The sequence below is a fragment of the Arthrobacter sp. AK01 genome (assembly GCF_021109375.1).
Lineage (GTDB): Bacteria > Actinomycetota > Actinomycetes > Actinomycetales > Micrococcaceae > Arthrobacter.
This window is the reverse complement of record NZ_JAJOHP010000037.1, coordinates 30,199-49,416: the sequence shown is the minus strand read 5'-3', so window position 1 is coordinate 49,416 and position 19,218 is coordinate 30,199. Positions and strand designations below refer to the sequence as shown.

Genomic DNA, 19,218 nt, shown 5'->3' with positions numbered 1-19,218 from the left:
GCGCGCTCTATCTGCGACGGCCCTCACCGACCCCACCCCCCCCCCTACCCCCCCCACCCCCCCGGCGCTGCCCCCCAATTCATTCAGCGGGGGGGGGGGGGGGGGCGCCCCCCCCCCCCCCCCCCCCCCCCCCCGCTTCTCCTTCTGGACTATGCCCGATTAATTTTCGAAGCCCGGTTAGTTCTCGACGCCGACGATCGAGAGGTCGATGCCGCCGAAGAAGTAGCCCACCTGGGCGTTGCGGACGTTGGAACCGACCACGCTGTTGGTGTGGCTGCGGATGAGTGGCACGATCGGGTAGGTCTTCAAGGCTGAGCCGAAGGCCTCGGACCACTTCTTACCAAGTTCCTCTGAGCTGCCGTCCGTATTACGGAGCTCGAACATGGCCTTGGACACTACGGGATCGAAGTAGCGGGAAGTGTTGGAGAAGCCGTAGCTGGTGCCGTCGTTGTTCGGGCCGAGCAGGGGATCTGCGGAGGTGCGGATGGAGGCAGGATCGGCGCCGCCACACCAGCCGGAGCGGCCCATGTCCGGGAGTTGCTCGCTGGCCAGGATGGAGTAGTAGTTCGGTGCGGGGATCGCAACCAACTCAACCTCGATGCCCAAAGCCTTGAGGTTTTGCTGAACCACGGTGCCGGTGTTCTTGAAAGCGTCCCGGTTGTTGGCGTAGCCGTAGGTGAGGGTCTTGGGGTAATCCTTGCCCTCCAGCAGCTTCTTGGCTTCCTCAAGCTTTGGCTTGCCGGTGGGATCCAGTTCCAGTTCGGTCTCCACGTAGCCGCGCATTTTGGAGTTCAGCGGGCTCTGCGTGATCTCACCGAAGCGGCGTCCACCGTACTGCACCAGGATGGATTGGCGATCCAGGGCAAGCGCGATGGCCTTGCGGACGTCCGGATCCGTGATCTTCTGGGTGTTCAGGCTCAGGACGTCATTGCAGCCCAGGAGGCCGGAGGCAACGCGGTCCTTGACCTGGGCGTCGGCCAGCTTGGCGGAATCCGAGGTCTGCAGGGCACCGTTGGAATCGAGCGTGATGGCGTTGGGATCCGAGTCGGCCAGAAGCTGCTGGCTGATGGTGGCCTGGGAGGTGGACAAGGAGAAGCTGAACGTGTCCGGAAGGGCGGAGCGGTTGGGATCCGTGGCGGGATCCCAGTGCGGGTTGCGGACCAGCTTGAGGGATTTGCCGCGGTTGTAGGACTCCACCATGTACGGCCCGGAGGAGACGGGGTGGTTGGTGTAGTCGAGCTTGGTGTCCTTGGCCTTCGGGACCGGCGCCGTGTTGGAGCGCGATGCCAGTGCGGGGAACTCGGCGAACGGCTTCTTCAGGTGGAAGACCACGGTGCGCTCATCGGGCGTTTCGACAGCCTTGAGCACAGCGGAAGGATCCTTGTACGGCCCCTTGTACCCGCCGGCGTCGAGCGCTGCGTTCAACTCCTGCGGCGCCTGGGTGAAGACATCCTGCGCGAAGGTGCGCTCCACGCCGTATTTGATGTCCGCCGAAGTGATGGGCGTTCCGTCCTCGAACTTCACGCCTTCCTTCAGGGTGAAGGTCCAGCTGAGTCCGTCATCGGAGACCTTGCCGGTATCGGTGGCGAGGTCCGGGACGACAGTTGGCGGCTGGCCGGCCGTTTCCTTGGCCATGGTCAAGGTGCGGTAGTACAGCTGACCGACGTTGGCCGTCTGGACATAGTTGCTGTTGCCCGGATCCAGGGTCTGGAAGTCGGAAGACATGAGGACGTTGATGTTTCCGCCCTTGCCGTTGAAGCCGGACTTGACCACGTTGGGGGCCAACTCCGTGACCGAACCGGCGGGCTTGGAACTGCTGGGCTGGCTTTGGCCGGCGCCACAGCCGGTAGCGGCCATGGCGATCAACACCGAGAGTGCCAGTGCTCTTGCAGGGGTTTTCATGATGCTCCTTGTGAGGGGGTGAAAGGCGATGCGGGGATGAGGGTTAGTGGCGCGAAGCTTTGGGGTCCAGGGCATCCCGGACGGCGTCGCCCAGGAGGTTGAAGGCCAGGACGGTGATAATGAGCATGACGCCGGGGACAGCGAGGAACCACGGATCGCTGAGGTACCAGTTGCCGGACTGGGCGGCGTTGAGCATCTGGCCCCACGACGGTGTGGGGTCCTTGACGCCCACGCCCAGGAAGGACAACGCGGCCTCCGCCGAGATGTTGGTGGGGATCAACATGGTGGCGTACACCAGGACGACTCCCATCACGTTGGGGATGATCTGGCGGAAGAGAATGCTCAGGTGTGAGGCGCCAAAGGACCGTGCGGCTTCGACGAACTCGCGCTCGCGGAGGCTCAGTGCCTGGCCGCGGACAATGCGGGCGAGGTAGGCCCAGCCGAAGAAGCCCAGGATGATGACCAGAGAGGCCATGGGCAGGAAGCTGCCTTCCCCGAGCGGGGTATCCCTGAGCCGCGACTGCAGGATGGGCGTCAGCGACAGCACGAGCAGGAGGTGCGGAAACGCAAGGAACAGGTCCATGATGCGGCTGATGATGGCGTCGGTCTTCCCGCCGAAGTAGCCGGCCGCCGCGCCCAGCACCGTGCCGAGGACTACGGAAACTGCGGTGGATAACAAAGCGATGGTGAGGGAGACCTGGCCACCGTAGGCAAGCCTCGCGAAGAGGTCGCGGCCCAGGCCCGGCTCGACGCCCAACCAGTGCTGGGCCGAGGGGTACATGTAGCCGGGGAGCGGAAGCCCGGGGGTCTGGAAGTCATCCAGCACTTCCGGGCTGGTGTTGGAAGTAAAGGGGTCGTTGCCCGACATGGCACTCAATACGGGAGCCAGGATGGCGAACAACAAGATCGCCACCACCACGCACAGGCTGAGGAGCGCGATCTTGCTGCGCCGGATCCTCATCCACGCGGTGGCGAGCAGTGAGCGCGCCTCGGCAGGAGCGGCGGCTTTACCTTCCGGCGACGTTGCCGGAGGCGGCGGGCTGCCGGTGTTCGGTTCGATGGACTGTAACTGGGTCAACGGTTCTGCTCGATTCATGATCCGAGGAGCTGGCTCCGGAGTTCTTGTATACCAAAATAGACTAGAGCACGATTCATGCGATGTAAATCACAAATAATGTAGTGTTTGGAATACCAGAGAGTAGTCATCGTAATGTCCGCCGTAGGACAGGAAACAGGAGTCGCCCGTGCCCACCAAGGTCACCGCCCGCTACGTGCTGGGCCATCACAACGGACAGCATGTCCTGCTGGAGAACGCCTGCGTGGTCTACAGCGGCCACACCATCGAGTACGTCGGCCATGACTACACGGGCCCTGTGGACGAAGAACGCCGGCTGGGTGACGCACTGCTCATGCCAGGCCTGATCGATCTGGACGCCCTGACGGACATTGACCACCTCATCCTGGATAGCTGGGCCGGCGCGGAGCAGGCCAAGGGGCACCAGTGGTCAGAGGACTACTTCCAGAACCGCCGCGCGAATGTCTTCACCGCCGAAGAACGCCAGCAGATCCGCGAATACGCCCTGATCCAACTGGTCCTGCATGGCATCACCACTTACATGCCCATCGCGTCCGAGGTGCACTCCGAATGGGCTGAGCCACTCGAGGAACTGGTGGGGATGGCGAAGACCAGCAGCCGTTTGGGCCTGCGGGCCTTCCTGGGTCCCGCCTACCGTTCCGGCGTGAACGTCGTGTTGGACACGGGCGAACGGTCAGTAATGTTCGACGACGGTCGCGGCCGCGAGGGACTCGCTGACGCCTTGCGCTTCATTGACCATGCGAGCGAACTCAACGATCCGCTGGTCAACGCAGTCCTGCTCCCGTGCCGGATCGAGACGCTGGACATCGAGCTGCTCAAGGCCACTGCGGCAGCGTCGAGCGAGCGGAACGTGCTGGTGCGCCTGCACTCCCTGCAGGGCTTGGTGGAACGCGAACTCATCCTGGACTGGCACGGTGTGACGCCCCTGGAGTTCCTGGACCAAGTGGGTTTGCTCAACGAACGCCTCCTGATCCCGCATGCCACCTACACGGACCGGAATCCCGCGGTGCATGGCGAAGACCGCGGAGACCTGGCAAGGCTGGCGGGCAGCGGCGCCAGCATCATCCACTGTCCGCTGACCTCGATGCGGTACGGCAGCACCCTGGACTCCTTCAACGCGTACACGGAAGCCGGCATCAATATCTCCCTTGGTACGGACTCTTTCCCGCCGGACCTCATCCGCGGCATTGATGCCGGCGTTCAGCTCGCCAAGATCCTCGCAGGCACCAACGACGCCGGTGACGTAGCCGGGTACATCGACGCCGCCACTCTGGGTGGGGCCCATGCATTGAAGCGGCCTGACCTGGGGCGTCTTGAACCGGGGGCCCAGGCCGACATGGTGGCCTTCTCCTTGGCAGATATCCGGGACGGCGTCCACGACGACCCGCTGCGGACCCTCCTCCTGAACGGCACGGCCCGCCAGGCCGTGCTGTCCGTAGTAGCCGGACGGACCATCATGGCTGATGGCGTGATAGCCGGAGTGGACCTGGATCACTGGCGCCTGAAGGGCCAGGAACTGTTCGAAAAGATGCGCAGCGCCTATACGGTCCGGGATGCCCGGAACCGCCCCGCCGACGAGCTCTTTCCTCCCGTGTATGCTCGGTTGGAACGCTGATCGGCGCCGTCCGGCACAGGGAGCGGACGCTGGCATGAAGGGAAGTTTGACAGTGGCTGAGGCGATGCCGGAAACGGGAAATGGCCGCGATGAAGAGGCCCGCGCGGAAAACGTCTACCAGTTGGTGCTGGAGGGCATCGTCACGGGGAAGTACGCCCAGGGGATGCGGTTGCGTGAACGCGAGCTCTCGGAGATCTACAACGTCTCCCGAATCCCCGTACGTGAGGCCATTCAGCGACTGGAGCAGGACGGCTTTGTGGAGACTTTCCCGCGCCGGGGTGCGGTGGTGCGGCAACTGACGCTCACGGACGTCAATGAGCTGTTCGACATTCGCCTCTGCCTGGAAACCTTCGCTGCCAGGATGGCTGCCACTCGTGTGGCGGAGGGCAGCGACGGCGGCCGGCTGGAGGAGCTCATGGAGGCTTCCAAGGCGGCCATCGACGAGGACCGGACCGAAGATGTGGCGGTGATCAGCGCCGAACTGCACGCCGAGATCGTCCGGCTCTCCGGCAATAGGCTGCTCATTGAATCCGTGAAGCCGCTCTTTGGGCGCATGCGGTGGATTTTCGGGCTGGCCCATAATCGCAGCAATGAACTCCAGCGCGACGAACACACTGAGCTGTGCAACGCGATCCTGAAAGGCCGGCCGGACCTGGCATACTCGCTGGCTTACTCGCATATCGAGCTGGGCCGCGAACCGGTCCTGTCAGGGCTCGCCGAAACCCTGGAACCGTGAGTTTTTGTACAGATAACGCCCTTTAGGGGACCTCTTCCGGGCGTTATCTGTACAAAAACTCCGCTAGTCGTCCGCGTCCGGGTACTCTTCCTCGTCGTCGTACCGGCCGGATTCCTCTACCTCGACCTCAAGGATCTTGAGCAGCTCCGTGTCCGGGTTCAGCATGATGGCGGCCTCGTCACGTCGGTGCTGCAGCACTGAGTCCAGGTAGGACTGCACAGTCTCCGCCAAGGGGACGTACCTGTCCTGCTTCTGGCTCATGTACCAGCGGTGCTCCAGGACCTCGTGCACCACTTCTGCCGGCTCCAGCTTCCCTGCCAGGTGACGGGGAATGGACCGCACAATGGGCTCGAAGATCTGGCTGACCCAGATGTGGGCGCTGATTTCCTCGTCGAGATCCGGGTTGTTGTCCGCCCGGAACTGGTCCATGTCGTTCAGCAGCCTGCGGGCCTGGTTCTCCTGGGCGTCCAGTCCGGTGAGGCGCAGCAAGCGGCGCTGGTGGTGACCGGCGTCGACGACCTTCGGCTGGAGCTGGATGGTTGAGCCGTCCGCCGTGGTCTTGATGGCGTATTCCTCCACATCGAAGCCCAGCTCGTTGAGGCGGCGGATGCGGGCGGCCACGCGCCACCTTTCGCCGAGTTCGAAAGATTCCTTCTCGGTCAGCTCAGTCCAGAGCCGACGGTAGCTGTCCATGATCAGCTCGCTGGTGGCGACTGGGTCCACCTTCTCTTCGATGAGTCCGCCGTCCAGCAGGTCCATCAGTTCACCGGCGATGTTCACCCGGGCGATTTCGAGGTCGTATTCGCGCTGGCCCATGGACAGGTCCGGGTAGAGCTCGCCGGTTTCGGCGTCCACCAGGTAGGCGGCGAAGGCGCCGGCATCACGGCGGAACAACGTGTTGGACAGTGAAACGTCACCCCAGTAGAAGCCCACAAGGTGCAGGCGAACCAGCAGCAGGGCCTGTGCGTCAATGAGCCGGGTCAGGGTGTCCTTGCGGAGCATCTGCGAGAACAACGCCCGGTACGGCATGGAGAACTTCAGGTGCCGGGTTACCAGCACAGGGTTCAGTGGGCGCCCGTCCGCGGTGGTGCGTCCGGTGATCACAGCCACCGGCTCCACGCAGGGAACATCCAACCGGGCCAGCTTGCGCAGCATGTGGTACTCGTGTCGTGCCACGTGCTCCGACGTTTCCTTGATGGCGATCACCGAACCGCCCAAGTGCGCGAACCGCACGATGTGCCGGGAGATACCGCGGGGGAGCGCCGCAAGGTTCTCGGCGGGCCAGTCCTCCAGGGCGATATGCCACGGCAGGTCCAGCAGCTCCGGATCAGCCGCAGCCGCCGTAATGTTCAGGGAACCGATGACGCTGGCAGGCGGTGCAGTGTCCTGGGCACTGGCCGCTTCAGTGCGGGGGAGCTTGCCGATCTGCCCGTAGTCGGTAGGTTCGTCGTGCCACTGGGCTTCGTTTTGCTCGCTCATGCCTCAATTGTTCCGTACTTGGCGCTGATGGCTGACGCTTCGGCAAAGGGATACTCCGGCTTCGCAGACCATTCGACGTCGGGTGCTTCCTGGAAGACGACACCCTGCTTGGCGAGCCGGGCACCCAAGGCGCCCAACCGACGTCGGAAGTCACCGGCGTTGCGGACCTCCTGTCCGGACCAGGCGACTTCGGCCAGGGAAACAGCCCGTGGGTAGAGGAGCCACTGTGCCTGCTGGTTGTCGCGGACGGTTTCAGTCCACAGCGGCCCTTCGACGCCCAGGATCTGCTGGTCCGTGAGCCCGCCCTGGGCAGGATCCCAGTTGTAGTACTCGGACCAGGTAAAGGGGCCGCCCTCCACCCATTCAAGTCCGATGGGGCTGTCCGAGGCGTACTTTTGGTCCAGGTAGGTGTTGGCGGCGGGAGACATGATCACCTGTGAGCCAGCCTGTTCTGCCTGCCGCACCACGGGGGCGAAATCGCCGTGCCAGTATTGGATCACGGCACCTTCCGGAAGCTCGACGGCGGCAAATTCGTTCCAGCCCACCACGGTTTTGCCTGTCTCAGCACCGATCCGAACGAACTGCTGCACCATGGCAACGTAATCGTCGTGGTCGGTGACCTTCGCCTCGTCGCCACCGATATGGAGGTAGGGACCCGCTGTGATGGCAGCGAGCTGGCCAAGGACTTCGCGGACGAACTCGTAGGTGGCTGGCAGGTCGGCGGTGAGGGTTGACCACCCCACCTCCGCGGTGGTGCTCATCGGTTTGGCTGCGCCGTCCGGGTTGAGCTGCGGAATAGCGGCAAGGGCGGCGTTGACGTGGCCAGGGAGGTCGATTTCCGGCACTACCAGCACGTTCTTGGTTGCGGCGTAGGCCTGGATGTCCCTGAAATCCTGCTGCGTGTAGAACCCGTGGCGCCCGCGGGCGGGTACGGCGGTGGGGACTTCCACTGCGCCTTGTCCGCCCAAGGCGGTCAGCTGGGCATAGGGCAAACCCGACGGATTTTGTTCCGGTTCGTGGATTTCAATACGCCACGCTTGGTCGTCCGTGAGGTGCAGGTGCAGGGCGTTCAACTTGAACTGGGTCATGACATCGATCTGGGCCTTGACCTCCTCCACCGTGAAGAAGCTGCGGGCAACGTCCAGCATCAGTCCGCGATACGCGAACCGGGGAGCATCGGCAATCTCGACGGCGGGAATCACCCAGGTATCGTCGCTGCGGTCAGCGCCTTCGACAGCCGCCGGGAAAAGCTGCCGGAGTGTCTGCACTCCGTTGAAGAGTCCAGCGGCAGTGGAGGCCGTGAGCTGTACTCCATCTTCGGCGGCGGTAAGGGCATAAGCTTCCGGGCCGCCGTCGAAGGTTTCCGTCAACTCCAAGGCGATGTCGCCGGGGCGGGTGTCCGCAACGAGGGGCAGCTCGAAACCGGTGCCACTGTGCAGAAGCGCAGCGAGCTGTTCACCGACCGGCGCGGCGGAACCGACCGCGGTGATCCGTGCTGTGGAAGCAAGCGTGAAGGCCGGGCCATCCAGGAGTGCGACGTGGGAGGGGCGGGGGATCAGGTTGTCCGTCGTGTTCATGCCGTTCTTTCTGGGAGAAAGGTTAACGCGAGAGCGGCCCGACCTGGAGGGGTCGGGCCGCTTTCATGCGGAGTTATGTGACTGCCGGTGGGATTAGTCGCCCAGGCGGAGGCCGGTCTTCGTGTCGAACAGGTGCACGTGGCCGGACTGCGGACGAACGAAGATGGACTCGCCCTTCATCGGGGGGCGACGACCGTCGACGCGTGCAACGATGTCGTGGCTCTTGCCATCGAGGATGGTGTGGCCGTAGACGTATGCGTCGGCGCCGAGTTCTTCGACAACGTCAACCTCAACCTGGAGGCCTTCGCCGTTGCCGACGGTCTCGAGGTCTTCCGGACGGGAGCCGACGGTGACGGTCTGGCCGTGAGCTTCTTCGAGGACGTCACGCGGCACGGGGTAAACCGTTCCGCCGAACTGGACGCCGCCGTCGACGACGGGGAGTTCCAGGAGGTTCATGGCCGGGGAGCCGATGAAGCCTGCAACGAAGACGTTCTGCGGGCGGTCGTACAGGTTGCGCGGGGTGTCAACCTGCTGGAGGAGGCCGTCCTTCAACACAGCCACGCGGTCACCCATGGTCATTGCTTCGACCTGGTCGTGCGTCACGTAAACCGTGGTGACGCCGAGGCGGCGGGTCAGGGATGCGATCTGCGTACGGGTCTGGACGCGGAGCTTTGCGTCAAGGTTGGACAGCGGTTCGTCCATGAGGAAGACCTGCGGGTTACGGACGATTGCGCGGCCCATGGCAACACGCTGGCGCTGACCACCGGAGAGTGCCTTCGGCTTGCGGTCCAGGTACTGCTCAAGGTCAAGAAGCTTGGCTGCTTCGCGGACACGCTCGGCGCGCTCTTCCTTGGAAATGCCGGCGATCTTCAGTGCGAAGCCCATGTTGTCCGCAACAGTCATGTGGGGGTACAGCGCGTAGTTCTGGAAGACCATCGCGATGTCGCGGTCCTTCGGCGGAACGTCCGTGACGTCGCGGTCACCGATCAGGATGCGGCCGGCGTTGACGTCCTCAAGGCCTGCGAGCATGCGCAGGGAGGTGGACTTACCGCAACCGGAGGGTCCAACGAGGACCAGGAATTCGCCATCGGCGATGTCGATGTTGAGCTTATCGACGGCGGGCTTATCTGTGCCCGGGTACAGACGCGTAGCGTTATCAAAAGTAACTGTTGCCACAGTTATCAATCCCTTCACCGGCAGGTACGTGCCGGACGATCCGTTGTGAATGGTTCATTTTCTTCAGTTGAACTCCCCGGCCAATGGCCGGGGAGGATCGTGTGACGTCGCACGGTTCTGTGCGTCACATCACATCCAAGAGTATGTCAGACTTTTTGACTAACTACCTAAATGTTACGAACGTCACATGTTGCGCTGCTCACACGCTACGCCTCGGCGGTAACCCGCCGACGCTCCTTCAGCAACGCTTCCAGCAACTCCGCCACGTGCACCGGCGCTTCCACCCTGTACTGGGCCTGGGTGAAGTCCAAGCCAACTTTGATGCCCACGTCATCGCCCAGCAGCCGGCCCAAAGCATCCTCGTCGGTGACGTCGTCCCCGGCGAACAGGATGGCCGTAGCGCCGGTGGCCTGGCGCAGGAATTCCACGGCCTCACCCTTGGACGCGTGGACCACTGAGGTTTCCAGCACCCGCTTGCCGGTTTTGAGGTACACGCCAGGGTGCTCGCGCAGCACCCTGGTAGCTGCCTCGACGGCGTCTTCCGCAACGTCGTCGTCGGCCATCCTTGTGTGGAGGACGACGCCGGCGGGTTTGTCTTCGAGCAACGTCCCCGGAGCGATATTCACTATTTCGGCCAGGACCTCGCGGACCGCGGCCAGCTTGGTGCGTTGTTCGTCGTCCAGCTCCAGGCCCAGGGACCCTTCACCAAGCCAGACTTCCGCTCCGTGGCTGCCGATCAGCAGCGTGTTGGCCGGAGGCGACGCGACCAGCCGCAAGCTGTCCAGCGCCCGGCCCGAGATGAGTGCCGTCGTCGTACGCGGAAGTTCGGCGAGGGCCTCCAAGGCCGCTGCTGACCTTGGAAGGGGGCGCGCGTCCTCAGCGCGGTCGACGATGGGGGAGAGCGTGCCGTCGAAATCGAGGGCCACCAGGAGATGCTCCGTGTCGGCGATGTTGCGGATAGCCTCCAACAGTTCCGGCGGGAGGGACAGATTCTCAGCTGTCATCGCGCACTACCTTTTCTTCCAGGGCGGCAAGGAACTCAGCCGACCAGTGATCGACGTCGTGGTCCAGGATTTGCTTGCGCATCAGCTTCATGCGGCGGCGCGCTTCCTTGGCGGGCATGTTGATGGCCCGCAGGACGGTGGACTTGAGTCCGTCGATGTCGTGCGGGTTGATCAGGAGCGCCTGCTTGAGTTGGTCGGCAGCGCCGGCGAATTCGCTCAGGACCAACGCGCCGTCATCCTCGGAACGGGCGGTGACGTATTCCTTGGCCACCAGGTTCATGCCGTCGCGCAGGGCGGTGACCAGCATGACGTCCGCAGCGAGGTACAGCGCCACCATTTCTTCCACCGGGTAACTGTGGTGCAGGTATCGGACAGCCGTGTTCTGGATGGTGTCGTAGGTGCCGTTGATGTGGCCCACGGTGCCTTCGATCTCCTCGCGAAGGAGCCTGTACTGCTCGACGCGTTCGCGGCTGGGGCTTGCCACCTGGATCAGCGTGGCGTCCTCCACCTTGATGTGCCCGTCAGCCAGGAGTTCCTCGAAGGCCTTGAGCCGGTGTCGGATGCCCTTGGTGTAGTCCAGCCGGTCCACGCCAAGGAGGATGGTTTTGGGGTTGCCCAGGTCTTTGCGGATCTGCTTGGCGCGCTCGATGATCTCCGGGTTGGCTGCGAGCTCGCGGATCTGGGCGACATCGATGGAGATGGGGAACGCCTGTGCCCGGGCGATGTGCGTCACCTCGCCGTCGGGACCCTTCACGTGGACCTGCTGCTGTTTGACGCTGGCGCCCAGGAAGCGGCGGGCCGAACGCATGAAGTTGCCGGCGTCGCTGGGCCGCTGGAAGCCCAGGAGGTCCGCGCCGAGCAAACCGTCAATGATTTCCCTGCGCCACGGCAGCTGGGCGAAGATCTCCGGCGGCGGGAAGGGAATGTGGTTGAAGAAGCCGATCTTGAGGTCCGGGCGGGCCTCACGCAGCAGGCGTGGAACCAGCTGGAGTTGGTAGTCCTGCACCCAGACAGTGGCGCCGTCCGCGGCGTGGCGGGCGACGGCGTCGGCAAACTTCCGGTTGACCTTGCGGTAGGAATCCCACCACGTACGGTGGAATTCAGGCGGCGCGATTACGTCATGGTAGAGCGGCCAAATGGTCGCGTTGGAGAAGCCCTCGTAGAACAGCTCGACATCGTCGCTGCTCAGTTGCACCGGGATAAGGTCCATTCCTTCGTGGCTGAAGGGGCGCACCGTCTCATCCGGGGCGCCATGCCAACCCACCCACGCGCCGTCGGACTTCGTCATCATCGGCGCGAGCGCCGTCACCAGGCCGCCGGGCGAACGCCGCCAACCGCTTTCTTCGTTGTCATCGCTGATGCGATCGACGGGCAACCTGTTGGAGACCACCATGAAGTCGAACTTGGTTGCCGTGGGCTTCTTGACGGGAGAAGCCCGGACGCCGTCTTCGGTCTTGAGTTTTTCGCTTGCCAAATCCTGCATTAACGCTCCCTGGGGTTGCTGTGACTCAACTCCCAGCCTACCGGCGGAATCTTCCCTGGCACTTGATCGTTCAACTACCGGGCAGGAAGGTCTGCGGCAGATCTTCAAGTTTGCTCCCGTAAACTGACCCCGTTGCCCTAGCTATGCACTATGACGTCGAGTACCCCGAGGAACTGATGAGCCCCGCAAACGAACCACGCCTGTCCAAGGCCGAACGCACCGCCCAGGCACGGGAAAGAGCGCGCGAAATCCGCGAAGCCCAGCTGAAAAAGGACAAGCGCAGCAAGCTTCTGGTTGGCTGGGGCATTGTGGTTGCCGTTGTCGTCATCATCGCGGTGGTGGCGTTCGTGGTCATCGGCCAGGCGCAGAACAACGCACCCATCGCCGACCAAGGCCCGACGCCGGCCAACGGCAACGTGCACGGTGGCGTCACACTGTTGGCCAACAGTGAAGTTGTTAAGTCCGAACCCGCCACCGTCAACGTGGCAGACGTTCCCAGCCCTGCGGCCACCCCGCCTGCAACCGTGACGGTCCCGGGCGGCGAGGCCGAAGCCGGCAAGCCCGTCAAGGTTGTTGCCTACATCGACTTCATCTGCCCCGTGTGCAAGCGGTTCGAGACCACTTACGGAGAGTCCCTGACCAATCTCCGCAATGAAGGCAAGATCTCCCTCGAATACCGTCCCCTCGGCTTCCTGGACCGGCAGTCCACCACCAACTACTCCTCCCGCGCAGCCAACGCTGCTGCGTGCGTAGTGAACTCATCCCCGGAAAAGTACGCGGACTTCTTCAACTTGCTCTTTGAACGCCAGCCGGCTGAAGGCGGAGCGGGCATTTCCGACAACGACCTGAAGAAGATGGCCACCGAAGTTGGTGCAGCCAACATCGACACCTGCGTTGACAGCAAGCAGTTCCGTCCGTGGGTGAAGGTTGCCACGCAGGAGGCTGCGGCGATCGGTATCACCGGCACGCCCACCGTGTTCATCGACGGCAAGCAGTGGGACGGCAGCACCGACCTGAACGCCGAGATCCAGACGGCAATCACCGCCAAGGGCTAGCCCGGGAATGTACGACGGCGGCCGGTCACCCTTTGTTTTCGGGTGGCCGGCCGCTGTTGTTCCGGCGAATTTCGTTGACGGGGATGGTCTGGGCTAACCTTATCTAGCGCTCTTTCGCGCTTTGCTCCGGGTATCCGGAGCACGCCTCCTTAGCTCAGTTGGCCAGAGCACCGCTCTTGTAAAGCGGGGGTCGTCGGTTCGAATCCGACAGGGGGCTCCACTAACCCCTCCATTCCGGCGATTTTGCCCGGAACGGAGGGGTTTTTTCGTGTCGTATGACTTGCGGCGCCGTTGCCTTCTCTGAAGACTGGGCACCGAGCACGGGCCGAGGGGCCGTGGAGCATTAACTGTTGGGGGGCCGAAAATGCTGGGTCAGAGAATGTATGCGTGGCGTCGCCCCTTGTGGCCGGTCACCTTGGCCATTGTCGTGGCCGACATTGTGGTGTGGTTCCTGCTGATCAACGGTGTCACAGGCGGCGACCCGGCCCTCGGCAATGTCGCGTTTGTGGTGACGATTGGGTGGCTTGTGCTGGGGCAGTCCATCGGCCCGAAGCTCCGGGCCCGGAGGGGCGGGCCCCAAGGCGCCAAGACTGAACGGGCAGACCTCGGACGTGACCACTGACTCCTGAGCCCATCTGGAGAGGCCGGCTAAGGCGACATAGCGCGGGCGGAGGGACCGCTGCGGAATTCAGGTCTGCGGCTTAGCGCCCGTTGAGGGCTGACTGCGTGAACTGGTAGAAGAGTTCTGGGTCGCCTTCGTCCAGTCCGAAGACCATTCCCGCGGAGACCCATCCGCGGCGTGCGAGTAGGCGCTGCAGGCTCAACCACCGTATAGCCGACCTGGGACCGTCCTTGGTGGCTACCCTGACCGAACCGGACTCGAGCCATCTACGGAGTTCCCGTTGCCGGTCTGGATCCTGCTGTGCGACCTGGTCGAGAGCAACCAGGTCGTCGAGCTGATCGGCGTTCCCGTCCCCAATGATTTTCATGCTGACCCTACCTGCGCAGACGGAGACACTCGCAATGGAGCAGCGGCATCAGACGGCGTAGAGGATCCCGACGATTCCGAAAGCCGGACTTCAGGGACAGTTCAGGGTGCCGGTGAGGGGCTGGCCAGCCCAGGCGTTGGTGGAGTTTGGAACCTTGTAATAGCCGCGGATCTGGTAAGTCCACGTCCCGGACAGATTGCTCACGCTTTGGACTCCTGAGCTGTAGGACTTCCCGGAGCTCTTGCTCAGATCGCCGGTGAACTGTACAACGCCGTCAGGGTCGATGATCTTCAGCTCGTGGTAGTTCGCGTAGGCGACGGCACTGAAATTACCGACGCTGATTTTGGCCTGGGCGAACCAGAGGAATGAATCGCAGCTCTTGGTCACGGTCACCGTGTTCGCTGCCGGGGCCGGGATTCGGGCCGCGGTGACTGCCATTGCGCCTGTGTCGGTGTCGTTGAACTTTGCATGGGCCGGCGAGGCGGGGACGCTGATCATCAGTAGCACGACAGCCAGGATGATGGCTGGTACTTGCCAGATGATGCCTTTGCCCTGCATGTGCGTGTTTCCGTCCCTTTAGCGTGTTCGTTCAATTCAACTGTTCCAACGTCAACTGTGCCCCACCAGCCTCAGGAAAGGCCTTGGTGAACACTCAAGGTCCGCTCAAGACCGGAAAATCTCCCATGCGGGGTCGCTCACGGCCTGCTGCCCGGAGCTCTGGGGCGCTTTCCGGGGCTGACTTCTTGGGGGCTTTGGTCCGGACGGTGGCGAGCATTCCAGCCTCGCGACTTGCCCGGGAAATGGGCCGGGGACCGGCCGGAAGGGCATGCCGGCCGGCCCCCGGGGCCTATGGGGTGAACCCCTCGCGGGGATTCAGGTGGTGCTTACTTGGTGGTTTCGGTGCGCTGGGTGCCGGTGAAGGAGAATCCGACGGTGGAGGTGGCGCCCTGGAAGTCGTTGTTCGCGGCGGCGGGCAACGCGGTGGTGACCTTGAGGTTGTCGGTCTTGGTCGAGGTCAGGGAGGTCAGGTTGTTCAGGACCTTGTTCGCCGCGATCACGGGGCCGTTGGCCAGGACGGTGGTCTTGGTGCCGGCGCAGCTGTAGGGGGCGGCGGTGCCGGTCCAGGCGACGGAGCAGTTTTCGATGCTCAGCTGCAGGCCGTTGGTCACGTCGGTGGTGAGCAGGGATCCGGTGGCGCCGGCGGAGGTGGTGAGGGTGACGTTGTTCAGGTCCGAGTTGCCGGTGTTGGCCAGGGTGACGAGCTTTTCGACCTTGTCGCCCGGCAGGAGGCCGGCGACGGGGACGTTCAACGTGTTGGAGGCTCCGGTGCCCAGGGCGATGGTGACGGTTCCTGCGGTGACGGCCTGGGAGGCGGAGGTGGAGGAGGTGAACGCGCCGTAGGTGCCCATGCCGGCGACGGCGGCTGCGGTGCCGACCAGTGCGACGGAGGCGAGGATCTTGCCGGAGGTGGTCTTGAGGGTGATGGCCATCTGAATCGGTTTCCTTTCGGGTGGCCACCGTGTTCGGCCGGCCGTCTTGTCGGCCTCTCTGGCTGACAAGAACTACTGTGCCGGGCCAGGATCAAGAACCAATCCAGTGTTCAGTCAACAGTCGCTCAGGAAAAACTCAAGACTCCCGCACCGGCAAAATCCTGGCATGATTCCGGGCGGTCGTGTCCGCTGCACGCCGCAGGCGATTCAGAAACGCCCGATGGCCTTGGACCGTGCAGCCGAGTCGATCTTGGTTGCGACAGCATCAGCCTTGACGTACATACGCATGAGAAGCACGACCAGGACTGCAGTGAAGCCAAGGCCACTGAAGAAGATCAACGGCACGCTGGCGTCATCCTTGGGCAGGACCGCGAAGAGAACCCACAAGGCTGCCGTGCACACGAGCAAGAAGACGGCTGTCCCTTTCAGAATCCTCAAGGAAAGCGATGCTGAACATGGTCGTGCTGAATGCTGCCCCCAAGAAGCCGCCCTTTCGTTGTGGCGTCACTTATCCGATGACCGACGCTAACCAGCCAGTATGGAGTGGCACAAGTCAATGACCTGAGCCGAGACTCCGCCTCGGCCGCTTGCCAGTGGCCGTTCGTGATACGAATGACCGCTCTTTCTGCAGCACGCCTCACCCGAACCCGGGAAGGTGTCTCCTCGGCCGATTACTTCACTCGGCTCTTCTGTTGAAGCCTCGCTGGCTGACCCTCTGTCGTACCGCGATTATCATCGGACGCGTAGCGAGGGCTGCTGAATTCACGGAACGAAGAAACTTACTGACATCTCCGATGAATCGTCCTCTACCACGCCAGGTTTGCGTCAGTTCCCACATGGTTCGGACAGCATGCACAGCGAGGACGACGACGAAGAGTGAGATCACCAGGCCGGCAATTGAGGCGGCCACGATCATCACCCCTGTGATGTGGACCAGGAGTACGGCAGTGATCACAGCAGTGTGTGCGTCAAGAAGTTCCATATTCATTTCTCGTTATGCGGGAGGGCGGATCGGGTTTGCGCAGGAGGCTCGGGGAAGCGTACTCGCGCGGATCCCGGCACAGTCAAAGCTGTTGACAGCCGGCACGGCAAACGGACACCGAAGCTCACCCCGTGTCGTTTTCGGGCGCTACTCATATCAGGCTGTTCCCCCACAACACCAAGCCTCCCTGATTTCAGTTTCGTCTTATCCTAGCGATGAGCGCGCGGGCGTTCGTTGGCAACGCGTCAGGGACGAGTCAGAATCGACATGGGGAGGGTGTCCGGCACAGCGCTCCCCATAAGGAGGAGAAGAGAAGATGGCAGAACCACAACCACTGGACATCACCTTCGTTGCCCGGCTCGGCAAAGTCCGATCAGGTGACACTTGGACGTGTGTCCAGCTCCCCGAGTCTGCGAAGATCTTTGGAACCCGTGGACTGGTCAAAGTGGCCGGCACCGTAGACGGACACCCATTCACCGGGGCTTTCATGGCGCTGGGAGACGGTACGCACAAACTCCCGGTGGCTGCTCCTGTCCGCAAAGCCATTGGGAAGGGCGACGGTGACGCCGTCGAAGTTCACCTCACTCAGCGACTGAACTGACCTCACTCAGCGACTGAACTGACAGAGCGCAGTGGTGCGACGTGGGACGGCGGATCAGCTCTTGTGTGCGGCCGTCAGGTGTCAGGTTCATTGCCAGGCTTCCGTGGGAGCGCAAAGGCACGTCAGATTCCTCCTTGAGCCTGGCTGTCTGGGCGAGGCGGTGCCACAAGGCTTTGTCAGTCTGCATTGACAGACGAATTCTGTCAGTCTAGCCTGACGGATATGAATGCTGATGAACTCTCCGAACAGATTCGTTCGACGAGCCCCGCTATCGGCTTACGCGCCGTGGGAGCCCTTCACCGCCTGGCCGAACAGGTCGAAGCAGTCCACGTAGGGGCGGCCCGCGAACAGGGTTGGACGTGGGAGCAGATCGGTGACGCCCTGGGCGTTTCACGACAATCGATACACGCTAAATACCGGGAATGAGTTGAGCCATGTTTGAACAATTTGCCCATGACACCCGAAGGATCGTTGGGTACGCCATGGAAGAAGCCCGAAGCCGGGGCGACAAACGAATGGGAACGGAGCACCTCCTTCTGGGTGCGCTCCACGAACCGGGTCCGGAAGCGGTCCTTGGCGTCAGCCTGGAAGACGCCCGGAAGGCAGCTTCGCGGCTGGATGCCACTGCCCTGAAGAGCATCGGACTCGAAACCAAGGACCTCAAGCGGGCAGCCATGCCTACGAAGGGGAGGAAGCCGCCGTTCAGTTCGGGGGCCAAGGAGACCATGGCCAGTATGCTCAAGCATGCCGTGGATCAAAAGTCCCGGCAGATCACCGCCGCCAACCTTATCGAGGCGCTCCTGGAGCGCGGAGAACACGACCCCGTATCGGCGCTTTTTGACGAGCTTCGCATCGACCGTTCTGCCGTGCGGAAGAGGCTGTAGCTGTGAACCAACCGCTGGACAAAGGACCGTTCTTTCACGGAACAAAGGCCAATCTTCGGGAGGGTGATTTCCTGGGCGCAGGGTTCAGGTCCAACTACCGTCCCGAAGTCGTGATGAACCACATCTATTTCACGGCTCTTCGAGATGGTGCGGGACTCGCCGCCGAACTTGCCGCCGGCGACGCTGAGCCGCGCGTCTACGCCGTCGAGCCGACCGGGCCCTTCGAAAACGACCCGAACGTAACCGACAAGAAGTTTCCCGGCAATCCCACCCGGTCATATCGCAGCAGCGCACCACTCAGGGTCATTGGCGAAGTCGCCGAATGGACACGGCTGGCACCCGAGGCGCTGCAGGCCTGGAAGGAACGATTGGCAACACTCCTGTCCGACGAGCGCGGTGAAATTATCAATTAGGGCGGCTCTGCCCTACTGGGCGTTTTCCTTGCCTCGTCGTACCTTGCGGACAATGAGCCATGCCACGAAAGCGGCCACACCTGCGTACACGGCGTAGTTGAGGAATCGTGAGTACTGGTCCACTAAGTGGTATTGCTTGCCAAGCAACGCGCCCAGGCCAATGAGCAAGGCGTTCCACAGCCCGGTCCCGGCAATCGTGAAGATGCTGAAGGTGACCAGGTTCATGCTTTCGGCGCCTGCCGGGAGGGAAATGAGGCTGCGAACGCCGGGCAAAAGCCTGCCGAAGAAGATGGCCGACTTGCCGTGACGTTCGAACCATTTGGCGGCTTTCTCGAAATCCTCACGATCAACCAGGGGAAGTTTCGACAACAGGTTGATGGACCGTTCCAGCCCCACCTTGTATCCCAGCCAATACAACAACAGTGCTCCTGCGTACGCTCCAAGGGTGCTGGTGAGGAACACCAGGAGCAGGCTGATGCTGCCTTGCTGGGTAAGGAATCCGGCCAGGGGGAGGATGACCTCGCTGGGAATCGGGGGAAAGACTGTCTCCAGCAGCGTCAGCAAGCCCACGCCCCATTCGCCAAGGGCTTCGATAACCTGCGCGGCGACACCGACAAGGCCGGTCAATTGGTCCGCTGAACCCGTCGCTTCCAAAGAGCCGATCAAGCAAGTTTCCTTCCAGGGGGTACGGGTCCAAAGGGAAGCCCAGTGATGGGGGACCACTGGGCTTCCACCT

Annotated in this window: 22 protein-coding genes and 1 tRNA gene; 9 read left to right on the top strand and 14 right to left on the bottom strand. The window is 62.8% G+C overall.

Going from position 1 to position 19,218, the window contains the following annotated elements:
- Nucleotides 1–177: 177 nt before the first annotated feature.
- Both LN996_RS14230 and LN996_RS14225 read right to left on the bottom strand, forming a co-directional pair.
- Nucleotides 178–1,902, bottom strand: coding sequence for an ABC transporter substrate-binding protein (locus LN996_RS14230; protein ID WP_231341015.1), 1,725 nt, complete (start codon nt 1,900–1,902; stop codon nt 178–180).
- A gap of 43 nt (nt 1,903–1,945) precedes the next feature.
- Nucleotides 1,946–2,998 (bottom strand): ABC transporter permease, encoded by a 1,053-nt coding sequence (locus tag LN996_RS14225; protein ID WP_231341014.1) that lies wholly within the window; start codon nt 2,996–2,998, stop codon nt 1,946–1,948.
- Nucleotides 2,999–3,146: 148 nt separating this feature from the next.
- Between LN996_RS14225 and LN996_RS14220 the strand changes: the two genes are divergently transcribed.
- Nucleotides 3,147–4,613, top strand: a complete 1,467-nt coding sequence (locus LN996_RS14220; protein ID WP_231341013.1) for a chlorohydrolase family protein — start codon at nt 3,147–3,149, stop codon at nt 4,611–4,613.
- Nucleotides 4,614–4,647: 34 nt separating this feature from the next.
- Nucleotides 4,648–5,349: a GntR family transcriptional regulator gene (locus tag LN996_RS14215; protein WP_231341012.1), complete on the top strand. Its 702-nt coding sequence runs from the start codon at nt 4,648–4,650 to the stop codon at nt 5,347–5,349.
- A gap of 63 nt (nt 5,350–5,412) precedes the next feature.
- On the opposite strand, the gene LN996_RS14210 is transcribed toward LN996_RS14215, so the two are convergent.
- From LN996_RS14210 to LN996_RS14190, 5 genes are all read right to left on the bottom strand, one after another.
- Complete coding sequence (locus tag LN996_RS14210; RefSeq protein ID WP_231341011.1) at nt 5,413–6,828, bottom strand: DUF4032 domain-containing protein; 1,416 nt, start codon at nt 6,826–6,828, stop codon at nt 5,413–5,415.
- The gene (locus LN996_RS14205; RefSeq protein WP_231341010.1) at nt 6,825–8,405 is read right to left on the bottom strand and encodes a beta-N-acetylhexosaminidase; all 1,581 of its coding nucleotides are present in this window, start codon (nt 8,403–8,405) and stop codon (nt 6,825–6,827) included. The genes LN996_RS14210 and LN996_RS14205 overlap by 4 nt, the downstream gene beginning before the upstream one ends.
- 93 nt (nt 8,406–8,498) lie before the next feature.
- On the bottom strand, nt 8,499–9,581 hold the full coding sequence (locus tag LN996_RS14200; protein WP_159735410.1) for an ABC transporter ATP-binding protein: 1,083 nt from the start codon (nt 9,579–9,581) through the stop codon (nt 8,499–8,501).
- Nucleotides 9,582–9,787: 206 nt separating this feature from the next.
- Nucleotides 9,788–10,585 carry a trehalose-phosphatase gene (gene otsB / locus LN996_RS14195; RefSeq protein WP_231341009.1) on the bottom strand — a complete coding sequence of 266 codons (798 nt, stop codon included), beginning with the start codon at nt 10,583–10,585 and terminating at the stop codon, nt 9,788–9,790.
- Complete coding sequence (locus LN996_RS14190; protein WP_269215732.1) at nt 10,575–12,068, bottom strand: trehalose-6-phosphate synthase; 1,494 nt, start codon at nt 12,066–12,068, stop codon at nt 10,575–10,577. The genes otsB and LN996_RS14190 overlap by 11 nt, the downstream gene beginning before the upstream one ends.
- A 176-nt stretch (nt 12,069–12,244) precedes the next feature.
- Between LN996_RS14190 and LN996_RS14185 the strand changes: the two genes are divergently transcribed.
- From LN996_RS14185 to LN996_RS14175, 3 genes are all read left to right on the top strand, one after another.
- A complete protein-coding gene (locus LN996_RS14185) occupies nt 12,245–13,123 on the top strand; it encodes a thioredoxin domain-containing protein (RefSeq protein WP_231341008.1) in 879 nt (292 codons plus the stop codon).
- Between the two features lie 143 nt (nt 13,124–13,266).
- Nucleotides 13,267–13,343, top strand: a tRNA-Thr gene (locus LN996_RS14180).
- Nucleotides 13,344–13,487: 144 nt separating this feature from the next.
- Nucleotides 13,488–13,745, top strand: a complete 258-nt coding sequence (locus tag LN996_RS14175; protein WP_231341007.1) for a hypothetical protein — start codon at nt 13,488–13,490, stop codon at nt 13,743–13,745.
- A gap of 79 nt (nt 13,746–13,824) precedes the next feature.
- Here the strand turns inward: LN996_RS14175 and LN996_RS14170 are convergent, their stop codons facing one another.
- From LN996_RS14170 to LN996_RS14150, 5 genes are all read right to left on the bottom strand, one after another.
- Nucleotides 13,825–14,112 carry a hypothetical protein gene (locus tag LN996_RS14170; RefSeq protein WP_231341006.1) on the bottom strand — a complete coding sequence of 96 codons (288 nt, stop codon included), beginning with the start codon at nt 14,110–14,112 and terminating at the stop codon, nt 13,825–13,827.
- A gap of 90 nt (nt 14,113–14,202) precedes the next feature.
- Nucleotides 14,203–14,670, bottom strand: coding sequence for a hypothetical protein (locus LN996_RS14165; protein ID WP_231341005.1), 468 nt, complete (start codon nt 14,668–14,670; stop codon nt 14,203–14,205).
- A gap of 326 nt (nt 14,671–14,996) precedes the next feature.
- On the bottom strand, nt 14,997–15,602 hold the full coding sequence (locus LN996_RS14160; RefSeq protein ID WP_231341004.1) for a TasA family protein: 606 nt from the start codon (nt 15,600–15,602) through the stop codon (nt 14,997–14,999).
- A 207-nt stretch (nt 15,603–15,809) separates the two neighbouring features.
- Nucleotides 15,810–16,040 carry a hypothetical protein gene (locus tag LN996_RS14155; RefSeq protein WP_231341003.1) on the bottom strand — a complete coding sequence of 77 codons (231 nt, stop codon included), beginning with the start codon at nt 16,038–16,040 and terminating at the stop codon, nt 15,810–15,812.
- A gap of 238 nt (nt 16,041–16,278) precedes the next feature.
- Complete coding sequence (locus tag LN996_RS14150) at nt 16,279–16,584, bottom strand: hypothetical protein (RefSeq protein ID WP_231341002.1); 306 nt, start codon at nt 16,582–16,584, stop codon at nt 16,279–16,281.
- Nucleotides 16,585–16,900: 316 nt separating this feature from the next.
- On the opposite strand from LN996_RS14150, the gene LN996_RS14145 reads away from it, so the two are divergent.
- Nucleotides 16,901–17,185, top strand: coding sequence for a DUF1905 domain-containing protein (locus LN996_RS14145; protein ID WP_231341001.1), 285 nt, complete (start codon nt 16,901–16,903; stop codon nt 17,183–17,185).
- Here the strand turns inward: LN996_RS14145 and LN996_RS14140 are convergent.
- Nucleotides 17,166–17,372: a hypothetical protein gene (locus tag LN996_RS14140; RefSeq protein WP_231341000.1), complete on the bottom strand. Its 207-nt coding sequence runs from the start codon at nt 17,370–17,372 to the stop codon at nt 17,166–17,168. The genes LN996_RS14145 and LN996_RS14140 overlap by 20 nt on opposite strands.
- Nucleotides 17,373–17,407: 35 nt before the next feature.
- On the opposite strand from LN996_RS14140, the gene LN996_RS14135 reads away from it, so the two are divergent.
- From LN996_RS14135 to arr, 3 genes are read left to right on the top strand one after another with little or no spacing between them, the layout of a single operon-like run.
- Complete coding sequence (locus LN996_RS14135) at nt 17,408–17,611, top strand: hypothetical protein (RefSeq protein WP_159708676.1); 204 nt, start codon at nt 17,408–17,410, stop codon at nt 17,609–17,611.
- Nucleotides 17,612–17,619: 8 nt separating this feature from the next.
- Entirely contained in the window at nt 17,620–18,069 is a 450-nt protein-coding gene (locus LN996_RS14130) for a Clp protease N-terminal domain-containing protein (protein ID WP_231340999.1), read from the top strand.
- A gap of 2 nt (nt 18,070–18,071) precedes the next feature.
- A complete protein-coding gene (gene arr, locus LN996_RS14125) occupies nt 18,072–18,482 on the top strand; it encodes an NAD(+)--rifampin ADP-ribosyltransferase (RefSeq protein WP_231340998.1) in 411 nt (136 codons plus the stop codon).
- Between the two features lie 12 nt (nt 18,483–18,494).
- Here arr and LN996_RS14120 read toward each other — a convergent pair whose 3' ends face one another.
- Nucleotides 18,495–19,148 carry a DedA family protein gene (locus LN996_RS14120; RefSeq protein ID WP_231340997.1) on the bottom strand — a complete coding sequence of 218 codons (654 nt, stop codon included), beginning with the start codon at nt 19,146–19,148 and terminating at the stop codon, nt 18,495–18,497.
- Nucleotides 19,149–19,218 lie beyond the last annotated feature (70 nt).